The organism is Sinobaca qinghaiensis (assembly GCF_003610495.1).
GTDB classification, from domain to species: Bacteria; Bacillota; Bacilli; order Bacillales; family Marinococcaceae; genus Sinobaca; species Sinobaca qinghaiensis.
Window position 1 is genome coordinate 296,594 of record NZ_RAPK01000010.1, and the last position, 23,633, is coordinate 320,226.

General features: G+C 44.2%; 19 protein-coding genes and 1 pseudogene. 4 read left to right on the forward strand and 16 right to left on the reverse strand.

The annotated features are described in order from the left end of the window. Positions 1-75: 75 nt before the first annotated feature. Both ATL39_RS17695 and ATL39_RS17700 read left to right on the forward strand, forming a co-directional pair. Positions 76-450: pseudogene (locus tag ATL39_RS17695) on the forward strand (PAS domain-containing protein); the annotation flags it as partial. 75 nt (positions 451-525) lie between these two features. Next, on the forward strand, positions 526-987 hold the full coding sequence (locus ATL39_RS17700; RefSeq protein ID WP_425453023.1) for a methyl-accepting chemotaxis protein: 462 nt from the start codon (positions 526-528) through the stop codon (positions 985-987). A gap of 81 nt (positions 988-1,068) precedes the next feature. On the opposite strand, the gene ATL39_RS13485 is transcribed toward ATL39_RS17700, so the two are convergent. From ATL39_RS13485 to ATL39_RS13510, 6 genes are all read right to left on the reverse strand, one after another. Next, positions 1,069-1,581 carry a DUF2798 domain-containing protein gene (locus ATL39_RS13485; RefSeq protein WP_425453007.1) on the reverse strand — a complete coding sequence of 171 codons (513 nt, stop codon included), beginning with the start codon at positions 1,579-1,581 and terminating at the stop codon, positions 1,069-1,071. A 113-nt stretch (positions 1,582-1,694) separates the two neighbouring features. After that, positions 1,695-2,003, reverse strand: a complete 309-nt coding sequence (locus tag ATL39_RS13490; protein WP_120193876.1) for a PTS sugar transporter subunit IIB — start codon at positions 2,001-2,003, stop codon at positions 1,695-1,697. Between the two features lie 265 nt (positions 2,004-2,268). Continuing rightward, the gene (locus ATL39_RS13495) at positions 2,269-3,087 is read right to left on the reverse strand and encodes an SDR family NAD(P)-dependent oxidoreductase (RefSeq protein ID WP_211326992.1); all 819 of its coding nucleotides are present in this window, start codon (positions 3,085-3,087) and stop codon (positions 2,269-2,271) included. A gap of 19 nt (positions 3,088-3,106) precedes the next feature. After that, entirely contained in the window at positions 3,107-4,441 is a 1,335-nt protein-coding gene (locus ATL39_RS13500) for a glycoside hydrolase family 1 protein (protein ID WP_120193877.1), read from the reverse strand. A 72-nt stretch (positions 4,442-4,513) separates the two neighbouring features. Continuing rightward, positions 4,514-6,862, reverse strand: coding sequence for a glycoside hydrolase family 3 C-terminal domain-containing protein (locus ATL39_RS13505; RefSeq protein WP_120193878.1), 2,349 nt, complete (start codon positions 6,860-6,862; stop codon positions 4,514-4,516). 13 nt (positions 6,863-6,875) lie between these two features. Then, complete coding sequence (locus ATL39_RS13510; protein ID WP_120193879.1) at positions 6,876-8,684, reverse strand: family 43 glycosylhydrolase; 1,809 nt, start codon at positions 8,682-8,684, stop codon at positions 6,876-6,878. A 208-nt stretch (positions 8,685-8,892) separates the two neighbouring features. On the opposite strand from ATL39_RS13510, the gene ATL39_RS13515 reads away from it, so the two are divergent. Beyond that, entirely contained in the window at positions 8,893-10,074 is a 1,182-nt protein-coding gene (locus ATL39_RS13515) for a helix-turn-helix domain-containing protein (protein ID WP_120193880.1), read from the forward strand. 86 nt (positions 10,075-10,160) lie between these two features. Here ATL39_RS13515 and ATL39_RS13520 read toward each other — a convergent pair whose 3' ends face one another. From ATL39_RS13520 to ATL39_RS13555, 8 genes are all read right to left on the reverse strand, one after another. Next, a complete protein-coding gene (locus ATL39_RS13520; protein ID WP_120193881.1) occupies positions 10,161-10,940 on the reverse strand; it encodes an SDR family NAD(P)-dependent oxidoreductase in 780 nt (259 codons plus the stop codon). Between the two features lie 55 nt (positions 10,941-10,995). Next, complete coding sequence (locus ATL39_RS13525) at positions 10,996-11,970, reverse strand: SDR family NAD(P)-dependent oxidoreductase (protein ID WP_120193882.1); 975 nt, start codon at positions 11,968-11,970, stop codon at positions 10,996-10,998. Between the two features lie 58 nt (positions 11,971-12,028). Then, positions 12,029-12,997, reverse strand: coding sequence for an SDR family NAD(P)-dependent oxidoreductase (locus ATL39_RS13530; protein WP_120193883.1), 969 nt, complete (start codon positions 12,995-12,997; stop codon positions 12,029-12,031). 18 nt (positions 12,998-13,015) lie between these two features. Continuing rightward, positions 13,016-15,481, reverse strand: coding sequence for a glycoside hydrolase family 2 TIM barrel-domain containing protein (locus ATL39_RS13535; protein WP_170146934.1), 2,466 nt, complete (start codon positions 15,479-15,481; stop codon positions 13,016-13,018). Between the two features lie 101 nt (positions 15,482-15,582). Then, positions 15,583-16,977 carry an MFS transporter gene (locus tag ATL39_RS13540; protein ID WP_120193885.1) on the reverse strand — a complete coding sequence of 465 codons (1,395 nt, stop codon included), beginning with the start codon at positions 16,975-16,977 and terminating at the stop codon, positions 15,583-15,585. Positions 16,978-17,404: 427 nt separating this feature from the next. Beyond that, complete coding sequence (gene araA, locus ATL39_RS13545; protein ID WP_120193886.1) at positions 17,405-18,817, reverse strand: L-arabinose isomerase; 1,413 nt, start codon at positions 18,815-18,817, stop codon at positions 17,405-17,407. A 33-nt stretch (positions 18,818-18,850) separates the two neighbouring features. After that, entirely contained in the window at positions 18,851-19,546 is a 696-nt protein-coding gene (locus tag ATL39_RS13550) for an L-ribulose-5-phosphate 4-epimerase (RefSeq protein ID WP_120193887.1), read from the reverse strand. A gap of 1 nt (position 19,547) precedes the next feature. Further along, a complete protein-coding gene (locus tag ATL39_RS13555) occupies positions 19,548-21,164 on the reverse strand; it encodes a xylulokinase (RefSeq protein ID WP_245960995.1) in 1,617 nt (538 codons plus the stop codon). Positions 21,165-21,452: 288 nt separating this feature from the next. Here ATL39_RS13555 and ATL39_RS13560 point away from each other — a divergent pair, with 288 nt between their 5' ends. Beyond that, positions 21,453-22,538, forward strand: a complete 1,086-nt coding sequence (locus ATL39_RS13560; RefSeq protein ID WP_120193889.1) for a GntR family transcriptional regulator — start codon at positions 21,453-21,455, stop codon at positions 22,536-22,538. Between the two features lie 93 nt (positions 22,539-22,631). Here the strand turns inward: ATL39_RS13560 and ATL39_RS13565 are convergent, their stop codons facing one another. Together ATL39_RS13565 and ATL39_RS13570 are read right to left on the reverse strand one after the other, a co-directional pair. Further along, a complete protein-coding gene (locus ATL39_RS13565; protein WP_120193890.1) occupies positions 22,632-23,078 on the reverse strand; it encodes a hypothetical protein in 447 nt (148 codons plus the stop codon). Between the two features lie 62 nt (positions 23,079-23,140). Further along, positions 23,141-23,503 (reverse strand): hypothetical protein, encoded by a 363-nt coding sequence (locus ATL39_RS13570; protein WP_120193891.1) that lies wholly within the window; start codon positions 23,501-23,503, stop codon positions 23,141-23,143. Between the last annotated feature and the right edge of the window lie 130 nt (positions 23,504-23,633).

The window sequence follows — 23,633 nt, forward strand, 5'->3', positions numbered from 1 at the left end:
GTTTGATTCTTAATTAGCGGGGTATATAATAAGCATAAAGAACTAAAAATAACCAATTGACAGGAGATAAGTACCATGCAATACACCCCTCAAGTACAGATATTAGAAGATCAGGCCGTCCTTCGTACGCTGGAACATTCACTCGCTATGGTGGAGTTCAATCCGCTCGGAGAAGTGATCTGGGTCAACGAAAATTTTGCTTTTGCAATGGGGTACCATCCATCTGACATGATCGGGATGCAGCACCGCCAGTTCTGCACCGTGGAGTTTGCGCAGAGTCAGGAATACCAGACATTTTGGAGAGAACTGCGGTCCGGACGCTCGTTTCAGGATAAAATTCAGCGTCTAACAAGAGATGCCCGCCTGATCACGCTGGAAGCCACGTACATGCCGGTATTTAATGAGATCCGTGGAGTTCAGGCGATTGTGAAAGTGGCTACCGATATTACAACAAGAGAAAATAATATGCTTTCGTTATCAAGCGAAGTAAAGCAGACGTCCGACCACCTGCTTGAACGGGCCCAGATGGGACGGGTAAAGAGCGATAAAATTACGCAGAGCTCCAATGCCATTGTGCATGAAGCCAACAGCAACCTTACGATATTAAAATCACTGGAAAACCAGGCCGAGTCCATCAGCGGCATCGTGCAGACGATCCGTGAAATTGCCGAACAGACCAATTTACTGGCGCTCAATGCAGCCATTGAAGCGGCCAGAGCCGGCGAACAAGGACTGGGATTCAGCGTTGTGGCTGAAGAAGTACGCAAGCTTGCCAACCGGGCTCAGTCTTCGATTCAGGAAGTAAACCAGCACGTAAAGGGTATTACGGAAGAAGTAAGCAAAATCAGCGAAGGCACCGTCCGCTCCCAGCAGGGAACAAAAGAAAACCAGGTGCACATTCAGGAAGCGGTAAAAGAATTTGAACATATCGAAAAAGCCGCAAATCAGCTGGAAATGCAGGCGAATCAGTTGAAGAATATTTTGTAGGTGCCCCTTTTTCACCTGCCACCCTTTAGGTAATTTCATACAAAAAAGCTTCCTCCGGAAATGATCTGGAGGAAGCTTTTTTTAAGCAGAAACCGTTTTTCTATCCTGCATCGCATGTATCTGTTTCATCGCAAACCGTGCGATCGGCTGCGCGAAAAGAATCTCGATCCAGAAGGCGATACCGAAGTTGCGGGGCCAGATGTGCAGAAACTGCTGCAGTGGATCGAGGCTGATCCGGCCGGTGCCGACCCACATGCCGATGCACGTCATTAATAAAGAAATGATCGTCACGTTCAGCACAATCGTCAAAAGCACCCTGGCATTGAACCCATCCTCTGCGGCGGTAAATACAGGCATTAATTTACCGACAAGCGGCCTGGCTATAAACAGGACGACCAGCATAACGATCATCCACATAAACGGCAGGATAATCAGTGTTTCTTTATAAATCTGCAGGGAAAATCCCCGCTCCAGCCCGACAATTACCGGTGCAATCGTATTGACGGATAAAAACGAAACAATTAATAAGAAGAGAATACCTTCTTTCGCATTCTGCGGCAGTCTGGCTTCTTTGTGTATACTTACGGACATCATTCCAACTCCCTTTCTATAATTGCTTCGTCAGTATAGCGGGATTGGGTATGCCTTCATAAGTGAACATTTTGTGAACATTTATAGAGTACCTTTTTACTTTTTAACATTATACTTTATTTTAAATGTTTTTGAGCTTCTTCCAATATGGTTTCTCCATCATAATTAACGTAATGTTCTCCACTAACCACAGCGACAGGAATATCGTCTGCTATATTGGTTTTTATTTCTTTAAATCTGGAAGCAACCGGTGGAGTCAGCAGCACTAAATCCACAGGCTCGGATTCAACCACTTCATATAAATTGTCCAACGCTAACGCTCTTATGTTAATATCTAAATTCTGTTTTTTTACACTTTTCATCATATCTTTCACAGTAAAGGCTGTAGAAATGCCTATCGTACAAACTAATACTATTTCTTTCATGATTCCCTCCCTGACATTTTATTATTTATTTTGAACTCGTTCAGCTCATCGTTCATCTTGTATCATTATTTTAGTAAAAGCATGTATCTTTGTATTGCAGATATATGCTCTGTATTATATTTATGTATCTATCTATTATTTCCCAATAATTCCTTCAGTACCATCACCTTAAGTTAATACATAAAAAAAACAGCCCGCATACATAAAGTAACAGGTGCCACCAAAGGTGACCCCTGTTATTTTGTAAATGGTTGATATCTGGTTTTTATTTAAAATTCATATTCTTAGCTATGAGCCCTGCTGCGAATTTTGGGTTTAACCGGTTGAACACATCGAGTAATTTGGAATCTCTGCCGGCCAGCACCCGGTATTTATTTCTTTCCATTCCTTCAATGATAATGTCTGCGGCTTCTTTCGGTGTAAATGGCTTTACTTTTTTATTGCTGTTGGCTTTTTTAATAGAATCATACGCGTCTCCTTCTGCTCCTGAATTCTTAATAATATCAGTAGCAACGGCACCTGGAAAAACGATCGTTACGTTGACGTTTGTTCCTTTAAGTTCTGAATACAGCCCTTCTGTGAGCAGTTTAACAGCGGCTTTAGAAGCTCCATATATCGACTGGCCGGGAACCGGAACAAACCCGCCCATACTCGATAAATTCGTAATGTGGGCTGTCGGCCTTTTCAGTAAATATGGAAGAAAAACCTTCGTCATATAAAGCGTTCCGTAAAAATTAATATCCATCACTAATTGGATTTTTTCAATGTCCAGTTCACTTATATTGATAAAAGGCTGGATAATCCCTGCATTATTTATCACACCATCTACAGTACCGTGATGAGCAATCACCTGTTCAGGCAGTGCTTCAACCTCTTCTCTGTTTGTCAGGTTAACTCTATGTGTGGAGAGGTATTCATTTTTTTCTCCTGCTTTATTATTGAGCTTTTCTAAGGCTTCTTCATCAATATCTACAGCAGCTACACGGGCACCTTTAGATAGAAGGTTATGCACTAAATTGCTTCCTATACCGCCTCCTGCACCGGTTACCACTATCACTTTGTTTGAAACTATTATGGCCAGCACCCCTCTTCTTGTTTTATTTTTATAGACCAGGCTTATTCTGTACGTTCGCTGATAATGACGGCAGTCCTGTCGTATTTATCTTTCCCAGATAAGCCAGGCTTTTCTTTGGATACCTTTTTTGAGTAGATCGATCAACAGCTATTAATCCGAAATGCTGTTCATAGCCAAGCTGCCATTCAAAATTGTCCAATAGAGACCAGTACGTATAGCCAATAACATTTATCCCGTCTTCCACGCATTCATGCACACCCTGTAATGCCCGTTCAATAAATTCTACTCTTTCCTCATCATGATCAGTGGAGATACCATTTTCGGTTATTAAAATAGGTTTACTCCAGTGTTTTGAAACAAATCTGATAACATTTCCCAAAGCTTCTGGATAATATTCATAGCCCATTTTCGTTACCCGCGTCTTTTCATCCGGTTTTACTACTCCGTTGGGTCCATGGATCTTTCTGGAATAATTCTGCACACCGAGAAAATCATCTTTTTCGAGGTAGGGTAGGTAGTCAGTAAAATCATCCGCCTGTTCTTGTTTTACTGACTCTTCCCCGCCGGGTAAGGCCTGATGGTCGTATAAAGATAAGGTAATGCCTACCTGAATATCAGGGTTTACTTTTTTAATAGCGTCTCTTGCTCTTTCATGACACTGCATAATAATAAGCTCTCCCACTTCCGTACGCGGGGATAAAAATGTCTGCACTTTTTCAGAATCTATACCAAATACTTCACTCAACGCGGAATAATAATTCATCATTTCAGCGTTTGTATCCATATTCAGGCCAACCTGAACACCTGTATCACTTTCGGTGTTCGATGATTCCTGCTTTAGGGAACCTGTCATTTCTTTTATGATTTTAGCTATCTGTTTTCCCATATTTGCTTCATTTATCGTGCATATGAAGGGAAGCAGATCTCCTAATTCTGTTACAACATGTTTGGCATATGCTTCGAAGTGATCAACAGTATGAACACTTTCCCATCCTCCTTCAGAAATCAGCCATTTCGGGGAAGAGAAATGATGCAGGGTGACAATGGGCTTAACGTTATTTTCATGGCAGTATTCAAGAACTTCTTTATAATGCGCTGTTTCTTTTTTATCAAAATGTCCTTTTTCCGGTTCCACCCTTGCCCATTCAATTGAAAACCGGTAAGTGCTGCAACCGGCTTCTATCAATAATTGAATATCTTCTTTATATCGGTTGTAATGATCAACAGCATCCAGGGAAGGCTCTTTATACATAGTACCCGGAACATTTTCCATGGCCCAGAAATCACTGTTTACATTATTTCCTTCTACCTGATGCGCAGCCGTCGCAGCACCTATTAAAAACTCATTTGGAAATCTCATCATGCCTCTGTCATCCTCTCGTTGGTTCTTTGATTCAAAGAACATATATTGCACTACAGACCTGTGCGTATGAGATTACTTTTGGTTCATCTCATCAAACAGTTCATTCATGCCGCTTTTTGATAAATCCGGAATAAATTCAATAATGATACTTACAGGCAGACTCATCATGACTTCCGTTCCACCGAATCCATTCCCCTGCCTTTCTGAATCAGCAATGAATTTTTTCACATTCTCCTCGCTCACTTCATCTCCCGGCTTTATACCCATCTCATCCAGCTGTTCCTGCTTGACCATCCCGCTTGCAGCCAGGCCGGTAAAAAATTGACCAATATTTTCGTCCCAGAACTGTTTGCCTGCCGGATGCTCGATGAATTCCCCTAAAGTAGAATTGGCATTATAATTTTTATTGCCGAGATATGGTTTTGCTGAGATATTTACGGTTTCCTCACATACGATATCGTTTGACGATTTTCCAATTTGAACAGCATGCTTCCCGCTCTCCATATACCAATCGTGAGCTTCCGTGTTCCAATATGCAAAAGCTCTCCTGCCCAGCTGGAACGTAACAGTCTGTGTTTCCCCGGGCTGAAGGCTGACCTTGTCAAAGCCTTTCAGCTCGCGTACCGGTCTGATGATTTCCCCCTTTTCCGGAGATACATAAAGCTGTACGACTTCCCTGCCGAATACATGCCCGGTATTTGTCACATCCACGCTTACGGTAATCGTATCTTTGTCGGTCATCTCTTTTTTATTAAGCTTTAAATTAGTGTACTCAAACGTGGTATAAGACAATCCGTGTCCGAATGGAAATAATGTCTCCATTTTTTTGCTTTCATAATAACGATAGCCTACAAAAACTTTTTCACTGTATTCCACCCGGTTTCCCTCACCAAAATAAGACAAATAGGATGGATTATCTTCTAGCTTCTTCGGAAACGACTCCGCTAACCGGCCGCTCGGATTAACTTCCCCGAAGAGTATATCCACTACAGCTTCTCCCACAGCCTGGCCGCCAAGATAAGTTTCAAGAATAGCTTTGGGCTTGTCGACCCACGGCATTTCAACCGGAGCTCCGTTATGAAGCACAACGACGGTATTAGGCTGCACTGCGCAGACGGCTTCAATTAGTTCGTTTTGGCAGGCTGGCAGATGCAGATGTTTGCGGTCATATCCTTCAGACTCCATCTGCTCTGTAAGTCCAACAAATAGTACGGCTGTATCTGCTTTTTTAGCGGTGGCAGCAGCTTCTGCCCGCAGCATTTGATCTGTCTTGTCCTCTTTAATGGAGTAACCCTCTGCATATTCAATGTTTATTCCTTCAGCAGCGGCGGCGTCTAGCGCAGAAGCAACCTTAAAGCTGTTGATCAGGCTGCTGCCGCTTCCCTGGTACCGGGGTTTTGAAGCAAACCTTCCGATAAAGGCAATGCTGCTCGACTTCTGCAGGGGCAGCATGGATTCTTCGTTTTTCAGCATAACAATCGATTGCCCGGCTGCTTCTCTTGCAAATTCATGGCCTTCTTCATAATTAAATGTTGTTTCAGGTGCGCGGTTTTCAATCCCCATCATTGTCATTTTGAGAATATTTTTGCAGGCAAGGTCCAATGTGCGCTCATCGAGTTTTTTACTTTCTACTGCTTTTATGATTTCTGCATCGGTTTCTATTTCAGCAGGCATCGTTAAATCCGTGCCGGCTTCCACTGCCGCCACCCGGTCGTGTGTAGCCCCCCAGTCACTGACAACCAATCCTTTGTATCCCCATTCCTTTCTAAGAATGTCGGTAAGATAATGGGTGTTTTCCGTAGCAAAAGTGCCATTGATTTTATTGTAGGAAGCCATAATGGTCCATGGCTCCGCGTTTTTAACCGCACCTTCAAAAGCAGCCAGATATATCTCACGCAGTGTGCGTTCATCCACCTCAGAGGAGTTTGTCATCCGGCGATGCTCCTGGTTATTTGCTAAATAGTGCTTTAAACTTGTTCCGACTCCTTTGCTCTGGGCTCCCTGTATAAAAGCCGACGCCATTTCTGATGCTACCAGAGGGTCCTCGGAGTAATATTCAAAATTGCGTCCGCATAACGGACTCCGCTTAATGTTAACTCCCGGCCCCAGAATAACCTGCACGTCCGCTGCCTGGCACTCATCACCCAGAATCTCTCCTTCTCTGCGAAGCAGTTCGCGGTCAAAGCTTGAAGCAATGGTGCAGGCTGTAGGAAAGCAGACAGCAGAGATACTTCCGCTGTTAAATCCTTTTGCTTCTCCTGACTGGGTGCGCAGACCGTGGGGCCCGTCGCTCATGCGAATGGGGGGAATTCCGAGACGCTCCACTCCTTTTGTAAACCAATTGTCGCGGCCGGAACAGAGCCCAGCCTTCTCTTCCAATGTCATTTGACTCACTAATTCATTTATTTTTGTTTCTTTCATCATAAACTCCTTATCATTTCAGATTTTTTACATGATGAACGACTTTGGCCACGTCGCCTTCCGTTATCCCTGCTTCATTAAATGTATCCACTCTTACATAGACCGGCTGTCCTTTAATCAGGGCTCCTATATTTACTTCGCTGCTGCCAAATACCATATAGCTGTGATACAGCTTATCGGGCGCAAAACCCCAGAGGACATTAGATCCTGTGAACTCTGTATCATTCCATTTAACCAGCAGATCAAGCTCACTTACTAATTCCAGCGTAACTCCGGATGCTTTCTCAGGAGGCTCAGCATCCCCGGTGCCAAAAATCCTCATTCCGGAAATACATGCGGTTTGATTGTAAGGCAGCTCCTGGATCGTACATCGTATAAACCGTGCTTTCCTTCCGTCTTCTTTCACGATCAGGTCATGAGATAAGTCTGTATCCGCTTCCTGTTTATCTTCTATCACGAAATACTCATTTCCATCTACTGAACCTTCCAGCAGCCATCTTGTATAGTGCTGTCTTTCATCTATATACCTTTGCGTATATTCATCCCCGTGCGGCACGGCTCCTTCCGGTAAGGTGAGCTCCAGATTATCGTCTGCGAAATTCAGTTGAACCGCATGCACGTCACATACCTGGTTAAGATCTATTTCAAGCCACTCTCCGCCCGCATTTCCAGAAGCCTTCCACCATGTCTGCACGTCTTCATCTGCAGCTTTGGAAGGGTCGTTTCCTTCTGCAGAGGAAGAAGCTGCCGCAGATTTACCATAGGATAAAAGCATCCACTCTGGATTTTCCCATGGATTCATTGGTTTTTCTTCGATCTTCATAGGCCAATCTCCATAACGCTGGTTGCAGAACAGCTCACCATCTGCGTCGAATCCTGCAGGCCATATACCCAACCGTCTTTCAAATCTATCGTTAACCGAAATTCTCATTGTCGACGTGTGCCAGAGGTTTCCGTGCTTATCTTCCATAGTGGAACCATGTCCGGCCCCCGGCATAAAGCCGCCCGGCTTATAGGAGTATGGATTATTGGCTGCCAGCGAAAATGGACCGAGCGGACTCTCAGATATATATACACCGTCGGCATACACATTAAATTCTGTGCCGGGCGCAGAATACTGCAGATAGTACCTGCCTTTATGTTTGTCCATCCATGCCCCTTCAATATAAGGTTTCTCATTGCCGAGATACATCCGTGTTGAATCAATCATCTCCTGGGTTACATCCGGCGTGCTGTTGATATAGTTGTTAATAATTTCATCTATCTCTTCCGGGGTTCTGGCCGGCTTATGATTTTCCCCATTTCTCTCATAGCCGATTTCTTTTTCGTTTGCAAAAATAAGCTCAGCCGGTTCATTTATAGGCTGCATATTTGCTGGATTAAGCTCTACCCCGTAAATGGGATCGATACTGGAACATCCCCAATAGAAATATATCCTCCCGTCATCATCCACAAATAAATTGGGATCCCAGAAAGGGAAGGCTTCTTCTATTTCTTCAAATTCACCGTGAATAGGATCTGTTGTTCTAAAAAAAGAGCAGTTATTGTCTTTTTTTGAAGCGGAGAAATAAATATAATCACCTATCACACGCACATCCGGCGCATAATCATAAACAGGCAGCGTCTTTAACGGGTGAAACTCCCAGACTGCTAAATCATCACTGCTTATAAATCCCGCGGTCATTGATGGAAAAAGATAATATTTTCCTTTAAACATAATCAGCGATGGATCGGCAGCTTCTCTGTTAATCGTTATCTGCTCATCCTGAATATTAAACTGATACTTGTATTCCATATTTATAGGGTTACATACGTGTTTCATTGATTTCCCTCATTCCTATATTTAGTGTGCTGGTTATTCAAAAATGGACAGCCTCTCATTCAGGCAACCGCTTCCATAAAATGCTGCTTTAATAACATCGGCTTTCATCTACAGCTTACTATTATTTTAGTAAACGAATACATTTCAGTATTTCATATATGTGCTTTCTATTATATAATTGAATCGTCTTTAAAAAGGAGCTTATGGTATGACTGATATAAAAAAGTTTTGCGAGTATCTGTATAAATCCTCATTTGTTCCGGTTTATTTATACGACAATAATGAATTGATTACCTGTTATCCCGATCAAAAGGAAGATACACTTCCTCCATCCCGGTATTTATCCAAACTAAAGGAAACAGATAAAACCGTAACCTACACATCGACAACGTTTTATTCCCATTACGGCTGCATTCATATAGAAAACAGCAGCTCCTTTATCGTTCTTGGCCCAATCAATGATTTTCCTTATTCCTATGAATCTTTAGCATTAATGCACAGGGAATTTGCCGCGGACGAATCCAGTACAGAAGCATTTTCTGAATTTTTTCACGGGATACCTACAGAGAACCTGGATACTTTCATTAACACTCTTTTATTTATAAATTACACGATTAATCATTCTGAACTAACGAGAAAAGATATTGAAGATGATATAAGTGTTCCATTTGAAAGTTCCATTGCCGAAAAGTATTCCATTGAATCGTTTCTTTACAAGGAGGAAGGTTTTTTTGACAACAACTTTCAGATAGAGCGCGAGTTTATACGCTATATTGAAACCGGGAATATAGATAAATTAAATGAAATTCATACAATTTCCAGAAATACGAAAATAGGCGTTATTGCCAACAATAAACTCCGTCAGTGGAAAAATACATTCATTGTTACGGTTACTTTATCTTCGCGGGCGGCAATGAGAGGCGGTCTGGCTCCAAGTATTGCCTACCAGTTATCGAATATTTACATTAATCAGGTCGAAAGATTAACCGAACTCGATGCTATTATGTCTCTTTTGAGCCAGGTTCAAATAGACTATGCCAATAGAGTAGCCAATTCCATAGTTCCGGCGACGGCTGATATTATTCTTCGTCAGGTTATAGAATATGTTCATGAAAATACGAATCAAAACATTAAAACAGCGGATGTGGCTGATCATGTCGGCTTTACCCGTTCGTATTTGTCACGTAAATTCAAAAAAGAAATGGGGATGGAGCTCAGTCATTTTATACGGAAGTGCAAACTCGAAGAAGCCAGGGATATGCTGGCCTTTTCTGACAAGACGATCAGCGAGATCAGCAGTGACCTCTGCTTCTCCAGCCAGAGCCATTTTCAGAAGTCTTTTAAAGATACTTATGAGATGACGCCCCAGACCTACAGAAACTCTTTATAATAAGAAACATGACAACAAAAAACCGTTTCCTCGAACAAATCAGGGAAACGGTTTTTGCTGTGCCGGCTGAAAAATACCGGTCTGCTTTAAGCGTTGATCAACGTGCCTCCATCGGCATGAATATTCTGTCCTGTAATCCAGCGGCTGTCATCTGATGCAAAAAATACGACAATCGGTGCCACATCATGATAGGGATCGCCTGCCCGTTTGAATGGATTGTCAGTAAAAGCATTCTCCGCCCATTCCCTTACGTCAGGCTCAAGGTGATCAAATCCCATCTGGCAGTTATCCGTCAAACCGTTTGGACAAAGCGTGTTTACGCGGATATTAAACTGGCCCCACTCTCTGGCAACCACGCGGGATAGGCCCCGAACGGCCTCTTTGGAAGCGGCATAGGGTGCAAATGATTCCAGTCCTGCCACTGCTGCTTCTGAAGCAAAATTAATAATAGAGCTTCCAGCGCCTGGTTTATCTTTTAGATATGGATAGCAGAGCTTCATTAAGTGCCAGTAAGCGTACACGGAGCTGTGCATTTCCGTATCCAGGTCTTCAATCGGTTTTTCCAGGAAAGGCCCTGGATTGGTTACCGTATGAGCATTGTTAACCAGAACATCAATTGTGCCGAAGCGTTCAACCGTTTTGTCCACAAAAGTTACCAGGTCATCATAACTCATAATATCAAGCGCCATGGCAAAAACTTCTGCGCCGCTTTCTTCACACAGTTTTTTCGTTTCCATAAGTCTGCTTTCCGTTCTCGAACAAATAGCCAGCTTCGCCCCTTCTTCTGCCAGACGAATCGCCTGCTGTTTACCAAGTCCGCTTGAACATCCAGTAATGATTACTACTTTTCCATCTAATTTCCCCATTGTAAATCCTCCTATTATTGTAATAAATAATGCTGGTCATAATGCGCTTTGCCTGTTATTTCAAAGGCAGTTTTGATCCGCTTTCTTTTAAATGTTTAAGCAGCTCGCCGGGCACCCGCTTTTCGAGCTCACCGATGGTCCAGACACCTTCTTCTTGTTTGATTTCGCTTATGATTTCAGAGTCAGACCAGACGCCTATTTCCCCGTTGGCGGCAAGCTTGAATAAGTAACCGGAGATACTATCGGCACTGTCGGATGCAAGATAAGCCAAAAATGGAACCATCCCTTCGGCTGTTTCTTTCATTGCCTCAGGAGCTACTGCCTCCACCTGTTCTTTGGAAACACCCTGTAGTCTGTACGTTGCAACAGCGTTGTACCAGGCGCGTGTTTTGGCAAGCGGCGTATATGCATTAACCGTTATGCCGTGCGCGGCTACATCTTTTGCTGCTGCTTTTGAAAGTGCCACCAGTCCTGCATTGGCAGCACCGTAGGCCGCATAGCCTTCCAGCCCAAGAAATGCGTCTGAAGAGGAGTTTAGAATGCGGCCGAATCCCTGCTCTTTCATATAAGGAAGAGCGTGATGCATCAGGTTAAATGCTCCTTTCAACTTCGAAGCAACGCTGGTATCCCATAATTCTTCGTCCATTTTCATAATATTCCCCACCCAGTTGGATGAGGCGTTATTTACGATAATATCAATACGTCCGAAATGATCGACTGCTGTTTGGACCATCTTCTCAGCCGTCTTAAAATCACTTACGTCTCCGTAAAAAGGAATCGCTTCTCCACCTGATCGATTAATTTCATCGGCCGTTGTCTGCGCATCGCCTTTAACTTTCTGAAGCGCCTCACGCTCTTCGTCGTTAAATTGAAGCGACGTTTTTTCAAAAGCATCCAGGGAAGATCCCGGTTTGCGGTTGTTTGTAATCACCCTGGCTCCCAGGTCTGCCATGCAGATTGCAATATCTCTTCCGATACCCTGCCCTGAGCCTGTAACTACAGCTGCTTTGCCTTCCAGTATTCTGCTCATGTTATTACCACCTCTTTTGATATAGGATTAAAGACCACTACATTACTTTATTGTCCAGTTAACGTGATCCACCGCTGAATGCCACGCCGGTTAAATCTTCGCTGAGCTCCCAGAGACGTTCTGCAAGATGCGGGTCAAGGGCGTGTTCAAATACAGCATTCGGCATATCGTCCATAGAAGACGCTGTTTCCGCAATATCCGCATCTGCACAATACACGCCGCCTCTGTTATTGAGCTGAGGATCCGTCGCGCACCATACACTCGTTGCTGCGCCCTGCTCCTCTGTTTTAAAATCAGTAATACCTCCGCCTCCGGCTTCTGCTTCGGATATATACCGGAACAGATCTGTTTTAATTCCGCCGGGATGAACAGCGAATGCACGGATATGATGAGCATAACCGCGCTTATCAAGACCTGCGGTAAACAATGCATTAGCTGATTTGGACTGGGCATAAGCCAATCCCTTGTTGTATTCGCGGGTTTCAAAGTTAGGGTCATCAAAATCAATGCCTCCATACATATGGGCAGCCGAAGAGACGGTAACGACCCGTGCCCCGTCGGCCTGCTTTAAAGCAGGCCAGAGCCGTGCGGTCAATTGAAAGTGGCCCAGGTGATTGGTCGCAAATTGAGACTCATAGCCCCTTGCATCTCTCATTAACGGCGGTGTCATAATGCCGGCATTATTAATTAAAATATCAAGCGGCCGTTCCGACTCGAGAAAACGGTCTGCAAACGCATCAATAGAACCGGGATCCATTAGATCAAGCGTTTCAATTTCCACGTTAGGAATACCTTTTAAAGAAGTTTCAGCCTTATCTACGCTTCTGGCAGGTACGATCACGACAGCTCCTCTGTCCGCCAGGGCACGTGTCGTTTCAATCCCGATGCCGGAATATCCGCCGGTGACAATAGCCGTTTTGCCGGTCAGATCAATGCCTTCGAGCACCTCAGCTGCGGTCGAATCTTTGCTGAATCCGGATGAAATCGGTTTTTGCGGGGTTATTTGATAGCTTTTTTGTGTGGTCACATTACCTCTCCTTACGTTTTATTCAACTAATACTGTCTCTCTTTTATGAACGGTCCATGATTCATTCACCGCTATCTGCACTTCTGCAGGTTCGCAGCCTTCCGCCGTAATGTATACTTTTATCGTCCCGGGATTCACAGCGGTCCGGACGATGGCCTGCGCCCGTCCCCGGTATGGCATTTGGAAAGGGTCTAAAAAGCTTTCCTCTGTATATGGATTGGCACTGCCAAAGCCTATTAGGTCTCCAGGACCTTCCACTTCAACCGTTATTGTTCTGTTTTCCAGCACTTTCACTATTCCCTGGTCATCTGTGAAGGCAATGTCTATATAGGCAAGATCCTGCCCGTTGGCTTGTAATGAACTTCTTTCTGCACCAACCTGTAATCTTAAACTGCTGCCGGCTGACTCCAGTTGACTTTTAGATAGCTCCTTGCCTTTCTTGTCTTTGCTGACAGCAGTGAGTGTTCCTTTTTCGTAGGGAATATTTTTAAAAACAGCTTTATATTTATTCGCTTCGCCGGCTTTTTTGCTGCCCATCGACTTCCCGTTAAGAAACAGTTCTACCTGTGGAGCAGCGCTGTATACTTCCACCGTCGCTTTTTTTCCCTCACAGTCATCCCAGGACCAGCTTGCCAGCCCATCGGAATGACGCCACATGGACTCTACCGGCTTAGCCGGATAATAATGCACCGGCTCCACGGCAATAATGGGGCGGTCGATAAGTCCCCAGACTACTTTATTGTAGGCTGCCTGAGGTGTCTGGTAACCCGTTATATCAATCACTCCACCGCCAAATAACAGCCACGGATATGGTTTCGGGTTGCTGTTTTCCTGACCAGGGTACGTACTGGCACCCAGCCCGGCTTCCCCGAGATAATCAAATCCTGTCCACATAAAATCACCAATAAGATACGGGAATTTTTTCACCATCTTCCAGTTTTTAGCTAAATCACCCGGGAATGTCTCGCTTCCTGCTATTACACGATCCGGGTGCTTTCGGCTTTCCATCCTGTAGCGCCCGCTGCCATAGTTATATCCGGCTACATCCACTTTTGCAAAAGCATCTCTCGTAGCTTTATCCACAAGGGGCAGACGTCCGAAATTATTCATGAATGATCCCATTGCGGTCATCATATTGTTAATAAATTCGCTTCCGCTCGCCTGATTCTTTTTTTCTTTTTTTGGACTTTTGTCTTTTTTCTCTTTTTTGTCTATCTTTTCTTCGCTGTAAATGCCCATTCCAAGCTTTGCGAAGCCATTTAAAAAGAGGTTGATTCCAATCGTCACTGGTCTGGTTGGATCAAGTTCACGTACTTTGTCCGCCTGCTTTTCAGTAAGCTCAATTCCCCTCTCATTTACCGTTTCGCTGACTTCGTTGCCGATTGAATACATAATGACGGATGGATGATTGTAGTCTTTTTCCACCATAGCTGTTGTATCCATTTTCCAGTCTTCTTCAAATATAGAAGCGTAGTCATATTTTGTTTTAGGAATATACCACTGATCAAACGTCTCATCGATAACGTACAGACCGTACCGGTCACAGGCCTGCAGGATAGCTTTGGACAGCGGATTATGCCCCGCCCGGACAGCATTGAACCCGGCTTCCTTTAAAATTTTGATCCGTCTTTTCTCCGCATCTTCATATGTGGCTGCGCCCAGAATGCCATTATCATGATGAATACATGCGCCCCGCAGCTTCACTTCCTCTCCATTAATACGCAAACCTTCCCGGGCACTGACCGAAATGCTGCGAATGCCAAATTCTGTTTCATGACTATCGAGAATTTCTCCATCTTCCAGTAAAGAAATGCGGCAGTGATATAGATTCGGTGATTCGGCACTCCATTTATTAGCGTGCGGTATCTTTAATTGCTGTACACCGCTTTCCGCCGTGTTTGATATGACCACCAGCTCATTATTGTAAAGTATTTCCGTATGAACACTTATATTCTCATTGCTTGATACATAGTTCGTTTCTACCGCAATGTCCCCGTTTTCCGCCGTAATCTTTACTTTATTAGGATGAATATATGCCTTTCCTCCGGTGAATAAATGGACGGGGCGGTAGATACCGCTTCCCGTATACCATCTGCTGTTTGGCTCTTTGGAGTTATCCACCTTCACGAGTATTTCATTGTATTTCTCCCGGTCTGTGTAAATAAAATCAGTAATGTCTATATAGAAATTTGTATAGCCGTAGCGGTGGCCTCCCGCTTTTTCTCCATTAATAAAAACTTCACTATTGCAGTAAACGCCCTCAAATTCCAATATGACATTTTCTGCGTCTCTGCTTTCCGGAATTTGAAATTTCTTTCGATACCTATATTTACCTCCCGGGAAATAGCCGGTATTTGCCCCGTTTTCACAGCCGGCATCCCTTGTTTCCGTCAGCATGGCATCGTGAGGTAATATGATGTCTTTCCACTCTTCTGCTGCTTCTTTTCTAAACTCCCAGTCAAGATGAAATGCATGTTTTTTCACGATCGAATCCCTTCCCATTAGTCAAATTAAGAAAATATTGTACGCATTTAGTGAATATTGTTTACTTCGGGATACCAGAAACCGCTTTTGAAAAAGAACTCCTATTCCGTCTGGTTATTTCGTTTTTCCAGATCAGCAATAATAGATGGATAGATTTTGTACAGATCATAACGGGCCAGGGAAATAATCATAATTACATACAGCAGTGCCGGAATGTACGTATTCATGGCAATGATCATGTGATTGGCTAAGTCAGGCTGAGTGGCCTGGCCTTCAGCATATCCGCCAAAAGCGAGCGACCATGCAACAATAGCCGTTCCGATACCAACTCCGGCTTTTGTAACGAAACTGTTGAATCCATTTACCGTAGCTTCCATCCTTACATTGGACTGCCATTCGCCGTACTCAATCGTATCGTTAATCATCGGCCCTATCAGCGCAATTAAAGGAACCAGTCCTATGGAAACGATCAGCATACCGGTCAAGCCGACAGAAATACTATACGGATCGATTAACCGGACCATGTTTCCGATGATTCCCATGACAGAACCTACAATAATAACCTGCTTTTTTCCGAATTTCTTAATAATAGGAGGAAGCAGAAACAAAACAAAAATCAATGGCAGAAAGGTTACTCCACCGATAACCGCTACAAGGTTAACGTCTTCCCAGATATATATGGCGTAATACACGCCGGCAGCGGTGTTGATATTAAACAATGTATTAATAAAGACACCGGCCAGCAGCAGCTTCACTAAATATTTGTTTTTAAATAAAATTTTCACTTTCTCTTTGTACGGCATCTTTCTTTCAATCTCTGTTCTCTCTGTCGACGTTACGATTTCCTTTGATGTTTTAAACGTAATCAGCAGCGTAATAACGGCGATGCTGCTGATGATAATGATCGCAATCGTCCACGTCTGCTGCCCGCCGCCGAATGCTGCCAGAATCGGAATAAGACCGGCGCTCATTAACATCCCGCCCGGTACATTAAAGAGAGCACGGGTAATACCGATTAAGGAGCGGTCATGGTGATTTCTTGTCGTCAGTGCCATTAATGAAAAGTAAGCCACCGTTAAAATAGTCATACATATAGAGAAAAATATAATATTTGTTACAAGAATATAAACAGCCTGCCCGGTGGAACCAATATCCGGCACATTAAATAGAGCAATGGCTGCTATCATAGCCGGAAAGACCATCCAGAGTATCCACGGACGGGCTTTTCCATGCTTTGACTTTGTATTATCAATCACGTTACCCATAAATAAATCCGTAAAGCCGTCGGAAAAACGGGCCACCAGCAGTAATGTACCAACCAACCCTGCGGAGATTCCGACTACGTCGGTATAGTAAAATAACAGGACAGCCGTCAGCGTACCGAGAAGCGTCATGCCGAATTGTCCAATTCCATCACCCAATAACTGTTTGAAAGGCATCTCTCTTTGGTTCATCTGTTTTTGAGGCTTCGTTTCTTCTTTTCTTATCGCTTCCATTTTTCTCTCCTATTCTAAAATGATCCATTTCATTTTTTTGATAGTAATAACCCTCACATGATAGCGGTATCATTTTTTTGAATGAACTTTGTATCCACCTATGGATTAATCCAATCTATTGTTTAACCAGCCGTATGATGAAAATTGTATAATTTCTTTAACGATACAAAGAAAGACTAATATAATAGTAAGCTGACAACAGTGCGGAATCTTCCACCCTTTCCCCCTCTCCCTCTTTTCGTTATTTCGATTTGATATAACCTCATTATAGTAAGCGATTACATTATGGTATTCTAACTATGTGCTCTGTATTATATAATTGCGTCTTATTTGATAAGTAATACATTTTATTAATCCTATTGCAGAAAAAGACGCAAAAAAAAGACGCCGAAGCGCCTTTATGTCTTTACGTTGAATGGGGCTGGTCTCACTTAATAACAACATATTCCAAATCGACAAGTTTTGCGTAGGTAACAATTTGATCTGTCGTAAGGTTCAGCGACACGACGGTATGATGCCCGCCGCCATTTTCAATCCAGGCTTTAACGCCGTCCTGGAAGTTCGGCTTGATGTCCCAGAGCACTCGGGCTGTTGGCAGGTTAGGCGCAGAAACGTCCGGCTCAAATGCAGACACTTCGTTAATCAACAGCTTGTAGTGCGTACCAAGGTCTATCATGGAGACGACTACACCATCGCCTGCTTTCCCATCAAAGACCAGGCGCGCCGGATCTTCTTTCCCGCCGATATCCAGTCTGGATACGACAATCTTTGGTTTGCCTGCTGCCAAGGTTGGATCTACTTCCAGCATATGCGATTGAAGCACGGACTCCTGTCCGGCAGACAGTTCGTATACATAGTCTTCCATGAAGCCGGTTGACTGGTTGTGGCTCATCACTTTGAGCAGGCGGTCGAGAGCCGCCGTTTTCCAGTCTCCTTCAGCCGCAAATCCATATCCCTCTGCCATCAAACGCTGCACGGCAAGGCCGGGAAGCTGCTTCATCCCATGTAAATCTTCAAAATTTGTCGTGAAGGCGTTGTAGCCTCCTTCCTCAAGGAAACGCCGGATGGCGATTTCGTATCCTGCCTGCACCTTGACGCTCGCTTCCCAGTCTTCTTTTTTATATGACCCATACTCACATACATACAGCTCCTGATATTCTTCAAATAAAGCATTGATCTCTTCTTCTTTTACCGCATTCACATACTCAACTAGATCTCCGATACCATAGTAATCCACGGTCCAGCCGAATTGAATCTGTGCTTCTATTTTATCCCCTTCGGTTACGCCGACATGGCGCATATTATCCCCAAAACGGGCAACTTTAGTGTTAAAGCTTTCATTATATACTACGGCGACGTCCATCCATTCAGCAATCTGCTGCTGCACGTTCTCTCGTCCCCAATAGCCGACAACTACTTTATTTTTTTTGTTCAGACGGGCATTAATAAAGCCGTACTCGCGGTCACCGTGCGCGGACTGGTTAAGATTCATGAAATCCATATCAATCGTTTCCCAGGGAATTTTTTCATTGAACTGGGTCGCCAGATGAAGCAGCGGTTTCTGCAATAACGATGTGCCACGGATCCAATTTTTTGCAGGCGAAAAGGTGTGCATCCACGTAATGACGCCGGCTACTTTATCCTGGTAGTTCACTTCCTTCATAACATTTGTAATTTTATCCGCGCTCACCGCCAGGTCCTGCAGTACCAAAGGGTATGGCAGCACGCCGCTTTCATTCAGCGCATCCGTTATTACCTGTGCATTGGCTTTCACCTCCGCCAGCGCCTCTTCTCCGTAAAGATGCTGTGATCCTACTACAAACCAGAATTCCTTCGACATAGTATTCCTCTTTTCTTTATTTTAAAATGTACATTACTTCTGTCCGTAATAGGCTTCTGCCCCATGCTTTCGTAAATAGTGTTTATCTAAAATGTGTTTAGGCAGCTCTTTGGCAAAATGATTTAATTCCCGCGTGAACAAGTTCATTTTCGACACTTCATCCAGCACAAGGCTGTTCAGAACCGCTGCCGCTGCATCTTTCCCCCATGTGAATGGAGCATGGCCATGAATTAAAATGCCCGGAACGGCCATAATATCCAGCCCGCGTTCTTCAAACGTCTCGATAATCAGATTCCCGGTTTCTTTTTCATATCCGCGGTCTACCTCTTCCTTTGTTAACTGGCGTGCACAGGGAACGGAGCCGTAGAACGTGTCGGCATGCGTCGTTCCCATCGCCGGTACATCGAGCCCGGCCTGCGCCCAGATGGTCGCCCAGGTGGAATGCGTGTGTGCAATGCCCCCAATTTCCGGATAACGTCTGTACAGCGCTGCATGCGTTGCTGTGTCTGAGGAAGGCTTCAATTTTTCTTCCACGGTATTGCCATTTAAATCAACGACTACCATATCTTCTGCTTTCATCGTTTCATAATCAACGCCGCTCGGCTTTATCACAAACAAGCCTGTTTCCCGGTCAATCGCACTGGCGTTTCCCCACGTATGTTTTACCAGCCCGTGTTTAGGCAGATCCAGATTCGCCTGAAACACTTTTTCTTTTAATTGCTCCAGCACATTAATTCCTCCCGTTTCCTGCTATATGATCTACTGCTGCCTGCTCTACCGCCAGCCCTTTTTTGTATCTTTTCATATATGTTTCAAATCCCTTCACATCGGTTTCATCCGGATGGACTTCCTGCTCCTCCACGTCTTCAAACACATGGTTATCCAGAAAATCCTCCAGGCTTTCACGGGTACTTTTGCTTCTCATGTATGATGCGAGAACCGCGCTGCCCCATGCGCCGCCTTCGCCTGCCGTTTTCATGACGGACACGGGAGCATTCATCACAGCCGCCAGAATTCTCTGGCCGACTAGCGGTGTTTTAAACAAACCGCCGTGAGCCAGTATTTTATCAATAGCAATATTCTCTTCTTCAGCCAGAATATCCATGCCTATTTTTAATACAGCAAAAGCAGTATACAGATGCACACGCATGACGTTGGCTAGGTTAAAATTACTCTCCGGGGAACGGACAAACAGCGGCCGTCCTTCCTGAAACCCTGTGATCGTTTCACCCGAGAAATAGCCGTAGCTGACCATTCCCCCGCCGTCCGGCTCGGCTTCCAGCGACTGTTTCAACATGACCTCGAACACGGTATTCATATCTACGGTTTGCCCCATCGCCTCGTAGAATTCCTTAAACAATGTCAGCCAGGCGTTGAGATCGCTTGAACAGTTATTCGCATGAATCATTCCAACCGGGCTGCCGGCGGGTGTTGTGACCAGATCAATTTCCGGCAGGACCTTTTGAAGTTCTTTTTCCAGCACAATCATGGCAAATACCGACGTGCCTACAGATACGTTGCCGGTACGTTTTCTTACGCTGTTTGTCGCGACCATCCCGGTCCCTGCATCACCTTCCGGCGGACAGAATGGAATACCCGGCTGCAGCTTTTTCGATACATCCAGCATTCCGGCTCCCGCTGCTGTCAGCGTTCCCGCCTGCTCTCCTGCTGTATAAATCGGAGGAAGAATATTCTTTACGTTCCAGGTATAACCCGCAGTAAGCTCATCAAACGATTCCATCATCGAATCGTTATAATCCTGTGTTGAGACATCAATCGGAAACATCCCGGAAGCCTCGCCGATGCCGATTGCTTTCGTACCGGTCAGAAGCCAGTGAATGTATCCGGATAACGTCGTCATAAAATCAATATGATTCAAATGCTCTTCTTCATTCAGGACTGCCTGATAAAGGTGGGCAATACTCCAGCGCTCCGGTATATTGAATTGGAACGTATCCGTTAACTGCCCGGCTGCAGCACCGGTAGTTGTGCTGCGCCACGTACGAAACGGCGTAAGCAGTTCACCTGCGTGATCAAACGCCATATACCCGTGCATCATTCCCGAAATGCCGATAGAGCCGATTACCTGCAAAGATACTCCGTATTCCTTTTCTACCTGCTCTGCCATCTCCCTGTAGGCTGCCTGCATCCCGGCCGTGATATCTGCCAGGCTGTACGTCCAATAACCATCCAGGAAATGATTCTCCCATTCATGACTCCCGGACGCGATTACTTCAAAATCGTTATTTATTAATACGGTTTTAATACGGGTGGATCCGAATTCAATTCCAAGCGAAGTGTTTCCTTCCGTTATGGCACGTTTAGTATTCAGTGGATTGGTAATCACATGACCCTCCTTATTGATAGCGATTTCAGAAAAGCATAAAAAAATCTGCCGCATTTAATACGTTCATTGTATTTTTTGTACGTACATATGTCAATATAAATATTATATGTACAAACAAATTATAAGGCGTAAAAAAAGAAACGGATACGATGTGGTATCCATTTCCGTTAGCTGCTGGTGATTTCAGCTGTGATTTCAGGGTATCTTTTCATTTATTCGCTGCCGCGATATAATATGTACAGACAAATCATACTTATACGTACCAACTTTACAGAAAGATGTGAGCCGATGAAACCAAAATACCAGGAGCTGTTTGAAGATATAAAAAGCAAAATTCTTACCGGCGACTACGAGGCCGGCGAACGAATCCCTACTGAATCCGCCCTGCAGGACATTTATAAAGTAAGCCGACATACGGTCCGTAAAGCTATTCTTGAGCTGGCGAACGAAGGCTATTTAAGAAGTGAAAAAGGCTCCGGCACGTATGTGAGCGACCAGTACCAGGCAAAGTCACGGGAGAATGCCAACAACAAAATCATTGGCGTGATCACGACGTATATTTCCGATTATATATTTCCTTCCATTATCCGCGGAGTAGAAGGGAAATTGAATGAGGAGAACTATTCCCTGCTTCTCGCTAGTACCAACAACGACGCAGCGCAGGAAAAAAAAGCGCTGGAAATGATGCTGTCCTTTGGCGTGAATGGACTGATCGTGGAGCCGACAAAAAGCAATCTTTACAACCCCAACCTTTCCTACTACTTATCGTTTAAGGCCCAGGGCATCCCGTTCGTTATGATTAACGCGCACTATGAGGAATTAGAGGTTCCCTTCTTTTGCCTCGATGACGTGCAGTCAAGCTACCTCGCCACGAAAGAGTTGATTTCCAAAGGCCATACGCAGATCGGACTCATTTCCAAGACCGATGACCTGCAGGGAAAGTATAGAATGAAAGGATATATCAAAGCGCTCGGGGAATACAGGCTGCAGTTTCAGCCGGAGCATGTGCTTTCGTTTAATACGGAAACGAAAGGAGATCTGCATGCCAATCTGGAAACATTTCTGGCTGAAAATAAAGAGGCACTGACCGCGCTCGTCTGCTATAACGATGAGGTGGGATTAGAGGTGGTTACGGTATGCCGAAAGCTTGGCATCTCCATACCGGATGAGCTTTCCATTATTGGCCAGGACAATTCCTATATTGCGAAAACAGCCAATATTAAGCTGTCGACATTAACCCACCCTCAGGAACAGATGGGACGGGAGGCAGCCGACTGGATTATCAAAAAATTAAAAAACCATAAAGACCTGCCTAATGAAACCTACTACCAGCCGGTACTTATTCCAGGAGAAACAATCAAAAAACTGGAATAAGTATGGGACACTGCAACGGTTTATGAAAGCAGAAAAGATCTCTTATTGAAATGTTTCAATAAGAGATCTTTTTTGACTTTCAGTATTTTTTCCTTACAAAACTTTTCTATACATCACTTTGAAATCATGCTCCCAGGTCACCCCGTCATACGCTTTTTCCCAGACGCTTTGGATAACATCCTGTGATGCATTGATCTCTCCTGTAAAGCGCTGAGAGAAATCCAACGGTGAAAAGTCGGAGGTCTCTCTCCACAGCTTCCACGTATGATGATCCAGACTCATCTGATAGAGACGCGTCACACCCCGTGAATCAAAGTAATGCTGCAGGTACATTTTAGCTTCCGCATCATAGTCATAAACGATCGTACTGCCCGGGAAGTCCGGTTGATCAATACGGATGCGCTGCATCATGTACTGCTCTGTTTCCATCCACTCAAACACGGTGCTCCCGGAAATAGTACCCAGATGTGGGTGGATGACTTCCAACTCCCAATCCCCTATGAAAAAAGACAGCTGCTGTATGGCTGTGTCCCGCTTCATTATGAAAAGCCCCTTTCGTATGAATTTATATGTATCAACATCACGATAAAGGGCTCTCTATTTTAACGTTTGTTTTTATATAACATTCTGATCAAAAAGGTCACCAGAAAAGGAATCCCAAATATAGCTGTTGCCGTCCAGTTTGTGGACTCAAATACAAAATTCATAATGAATACAATCAAAAACATTGCCAGAAAAAGGTACATGGCATTGTTAGTAACTTTTCGCATAGACCGTTTTCGCTGGGCTTTCTCTTTATTCGCAAAATTAAAATGAGGTGCTAAAAACAAACCAATGAACAGCCCACCTAAGACCTGTCCAAGCACTAGAGTTTGATTAAATTCATTCTCTATTATGTAACTCATTACGGTGCTTATGACAAAGAATATAGCCATATACCCAACAGCTAATTTTAACCTCTTCATCGAATCCCCCTTTATTCTTATATAGTTCTATCCCCTACCAAACAAATTCGAAAACGATTATCTGTAGTGAAGAAGTTTTCGCAAACTGCTATACTCATTGTATCTTCATACTCTGGAAGGAATGACCTAC

What these genes read in the sequence shown, in the direction of transcription:
- ATL39_RS17700 (WP_425453023.1), top strand. Translation starts at nt 526, where the DNA reads ATGGGACGGGTAAAGAGCGATAAAATTACGCAGAGCTCCAATGCCATT.
- ATL39_RS13485 (WP_425453007.1), bottom strand. Translation starts at nt 1,581, where the DNA reads ATGATGTCCGTAAGTATACACAAAGAAGCCAGACTGCCGCAGAATGCG.
- ATL39_RS13490 (WP_120193876.1), bottom strand. Translation starts at nt 2,003, where the DNA reads ATGAAAGAAATAGTATTAGTTTGTACGATAGGCATTTCTACAGCCTTT.
- ATL39_RS13500 (WP_120193877.1), bottom strand. Translation starts at nt 4,441, where the DNA reads ATGATGAGATTTCCAAATGAGTTTTTAATAGGTGCTGCGACGGCTGCG.
- ATL39_RS13505 (WP_120193878.1), bottom strand. Translation starts at nt 6,862, where the DNA reads ATGAAAGAAACAAAAATAAATGAATTAGTGAGTCAAATGACATTGGAA.
- ATL39_RS13510 (WP_120193879.1), bottom strand. Translation starts at nt 8,684, where the DNA reads ATGAAACACGTATGTAACCCTATAAATATGGAATACAAGTATCAGTTT.
- ATL39_RS13515 (WP_120193880.1), top strand. Translation starts at nt 8,893, where the DNA reads ATGACTGATATAAAAAAGTTTTGCGAGTATCTGTATAAATCCTCATTT.
- ATL39_RS13520 (WP_120193881.1), bottom strand. Translation starts at nt 10,940, where the DNA reads ATGGGGAAATTAGATGGAAAAGTAGTAATCATTACTGGATGTTCAAGC.
- ATL39_RS13525 (WP_120193882.1), bottom strand. Translation starts at nt 11,970, where the DNA reads ATGAGCAGAATACTGGAAGGCAAAGCAGCTGTAGTTACAGGCTCAGGG.
- ATL39_RS13540 (WP_120193885.1), bottom strand. Translation starts at nt 16,977, where the DNA reads ATGGAAGCGATAAGAAAAGAAGAAACGAAGCCTCAAAAACAGATGAAC.
- araA (WP_120193886.1), bottom strand. Translation starts at nt 18,817, where the DNA reads ATGTCGAAGGAATTCTGGTTTGTAGTAGGATCACAGCATCTTTACGGA.
- ATL39_RS13560 (WP_120193889.1), top strand. Translation starts at nt 21,453, where the DNA reads ATGAAACCAAAATACCAGGAGCTGTTTGAAGATATAAAAAGCAAAATT.
- ATL39_RS13565 (WP_120193890.1), bottom strand. Translation starts at nt 23,078, where the DNA reads ATGAAGCGGGACACAGCCATACAGCAGCTGTCTTTTTTCATAGGGGAT.
- ATL39_RS13570 (WP_120193891.1), bottom strand. Translation starts at nt 23,503, where the DNA reads ATGAAGAGGTTAAAATTAGCTGTTGGGTATATGGCTATATTCTTTGTC.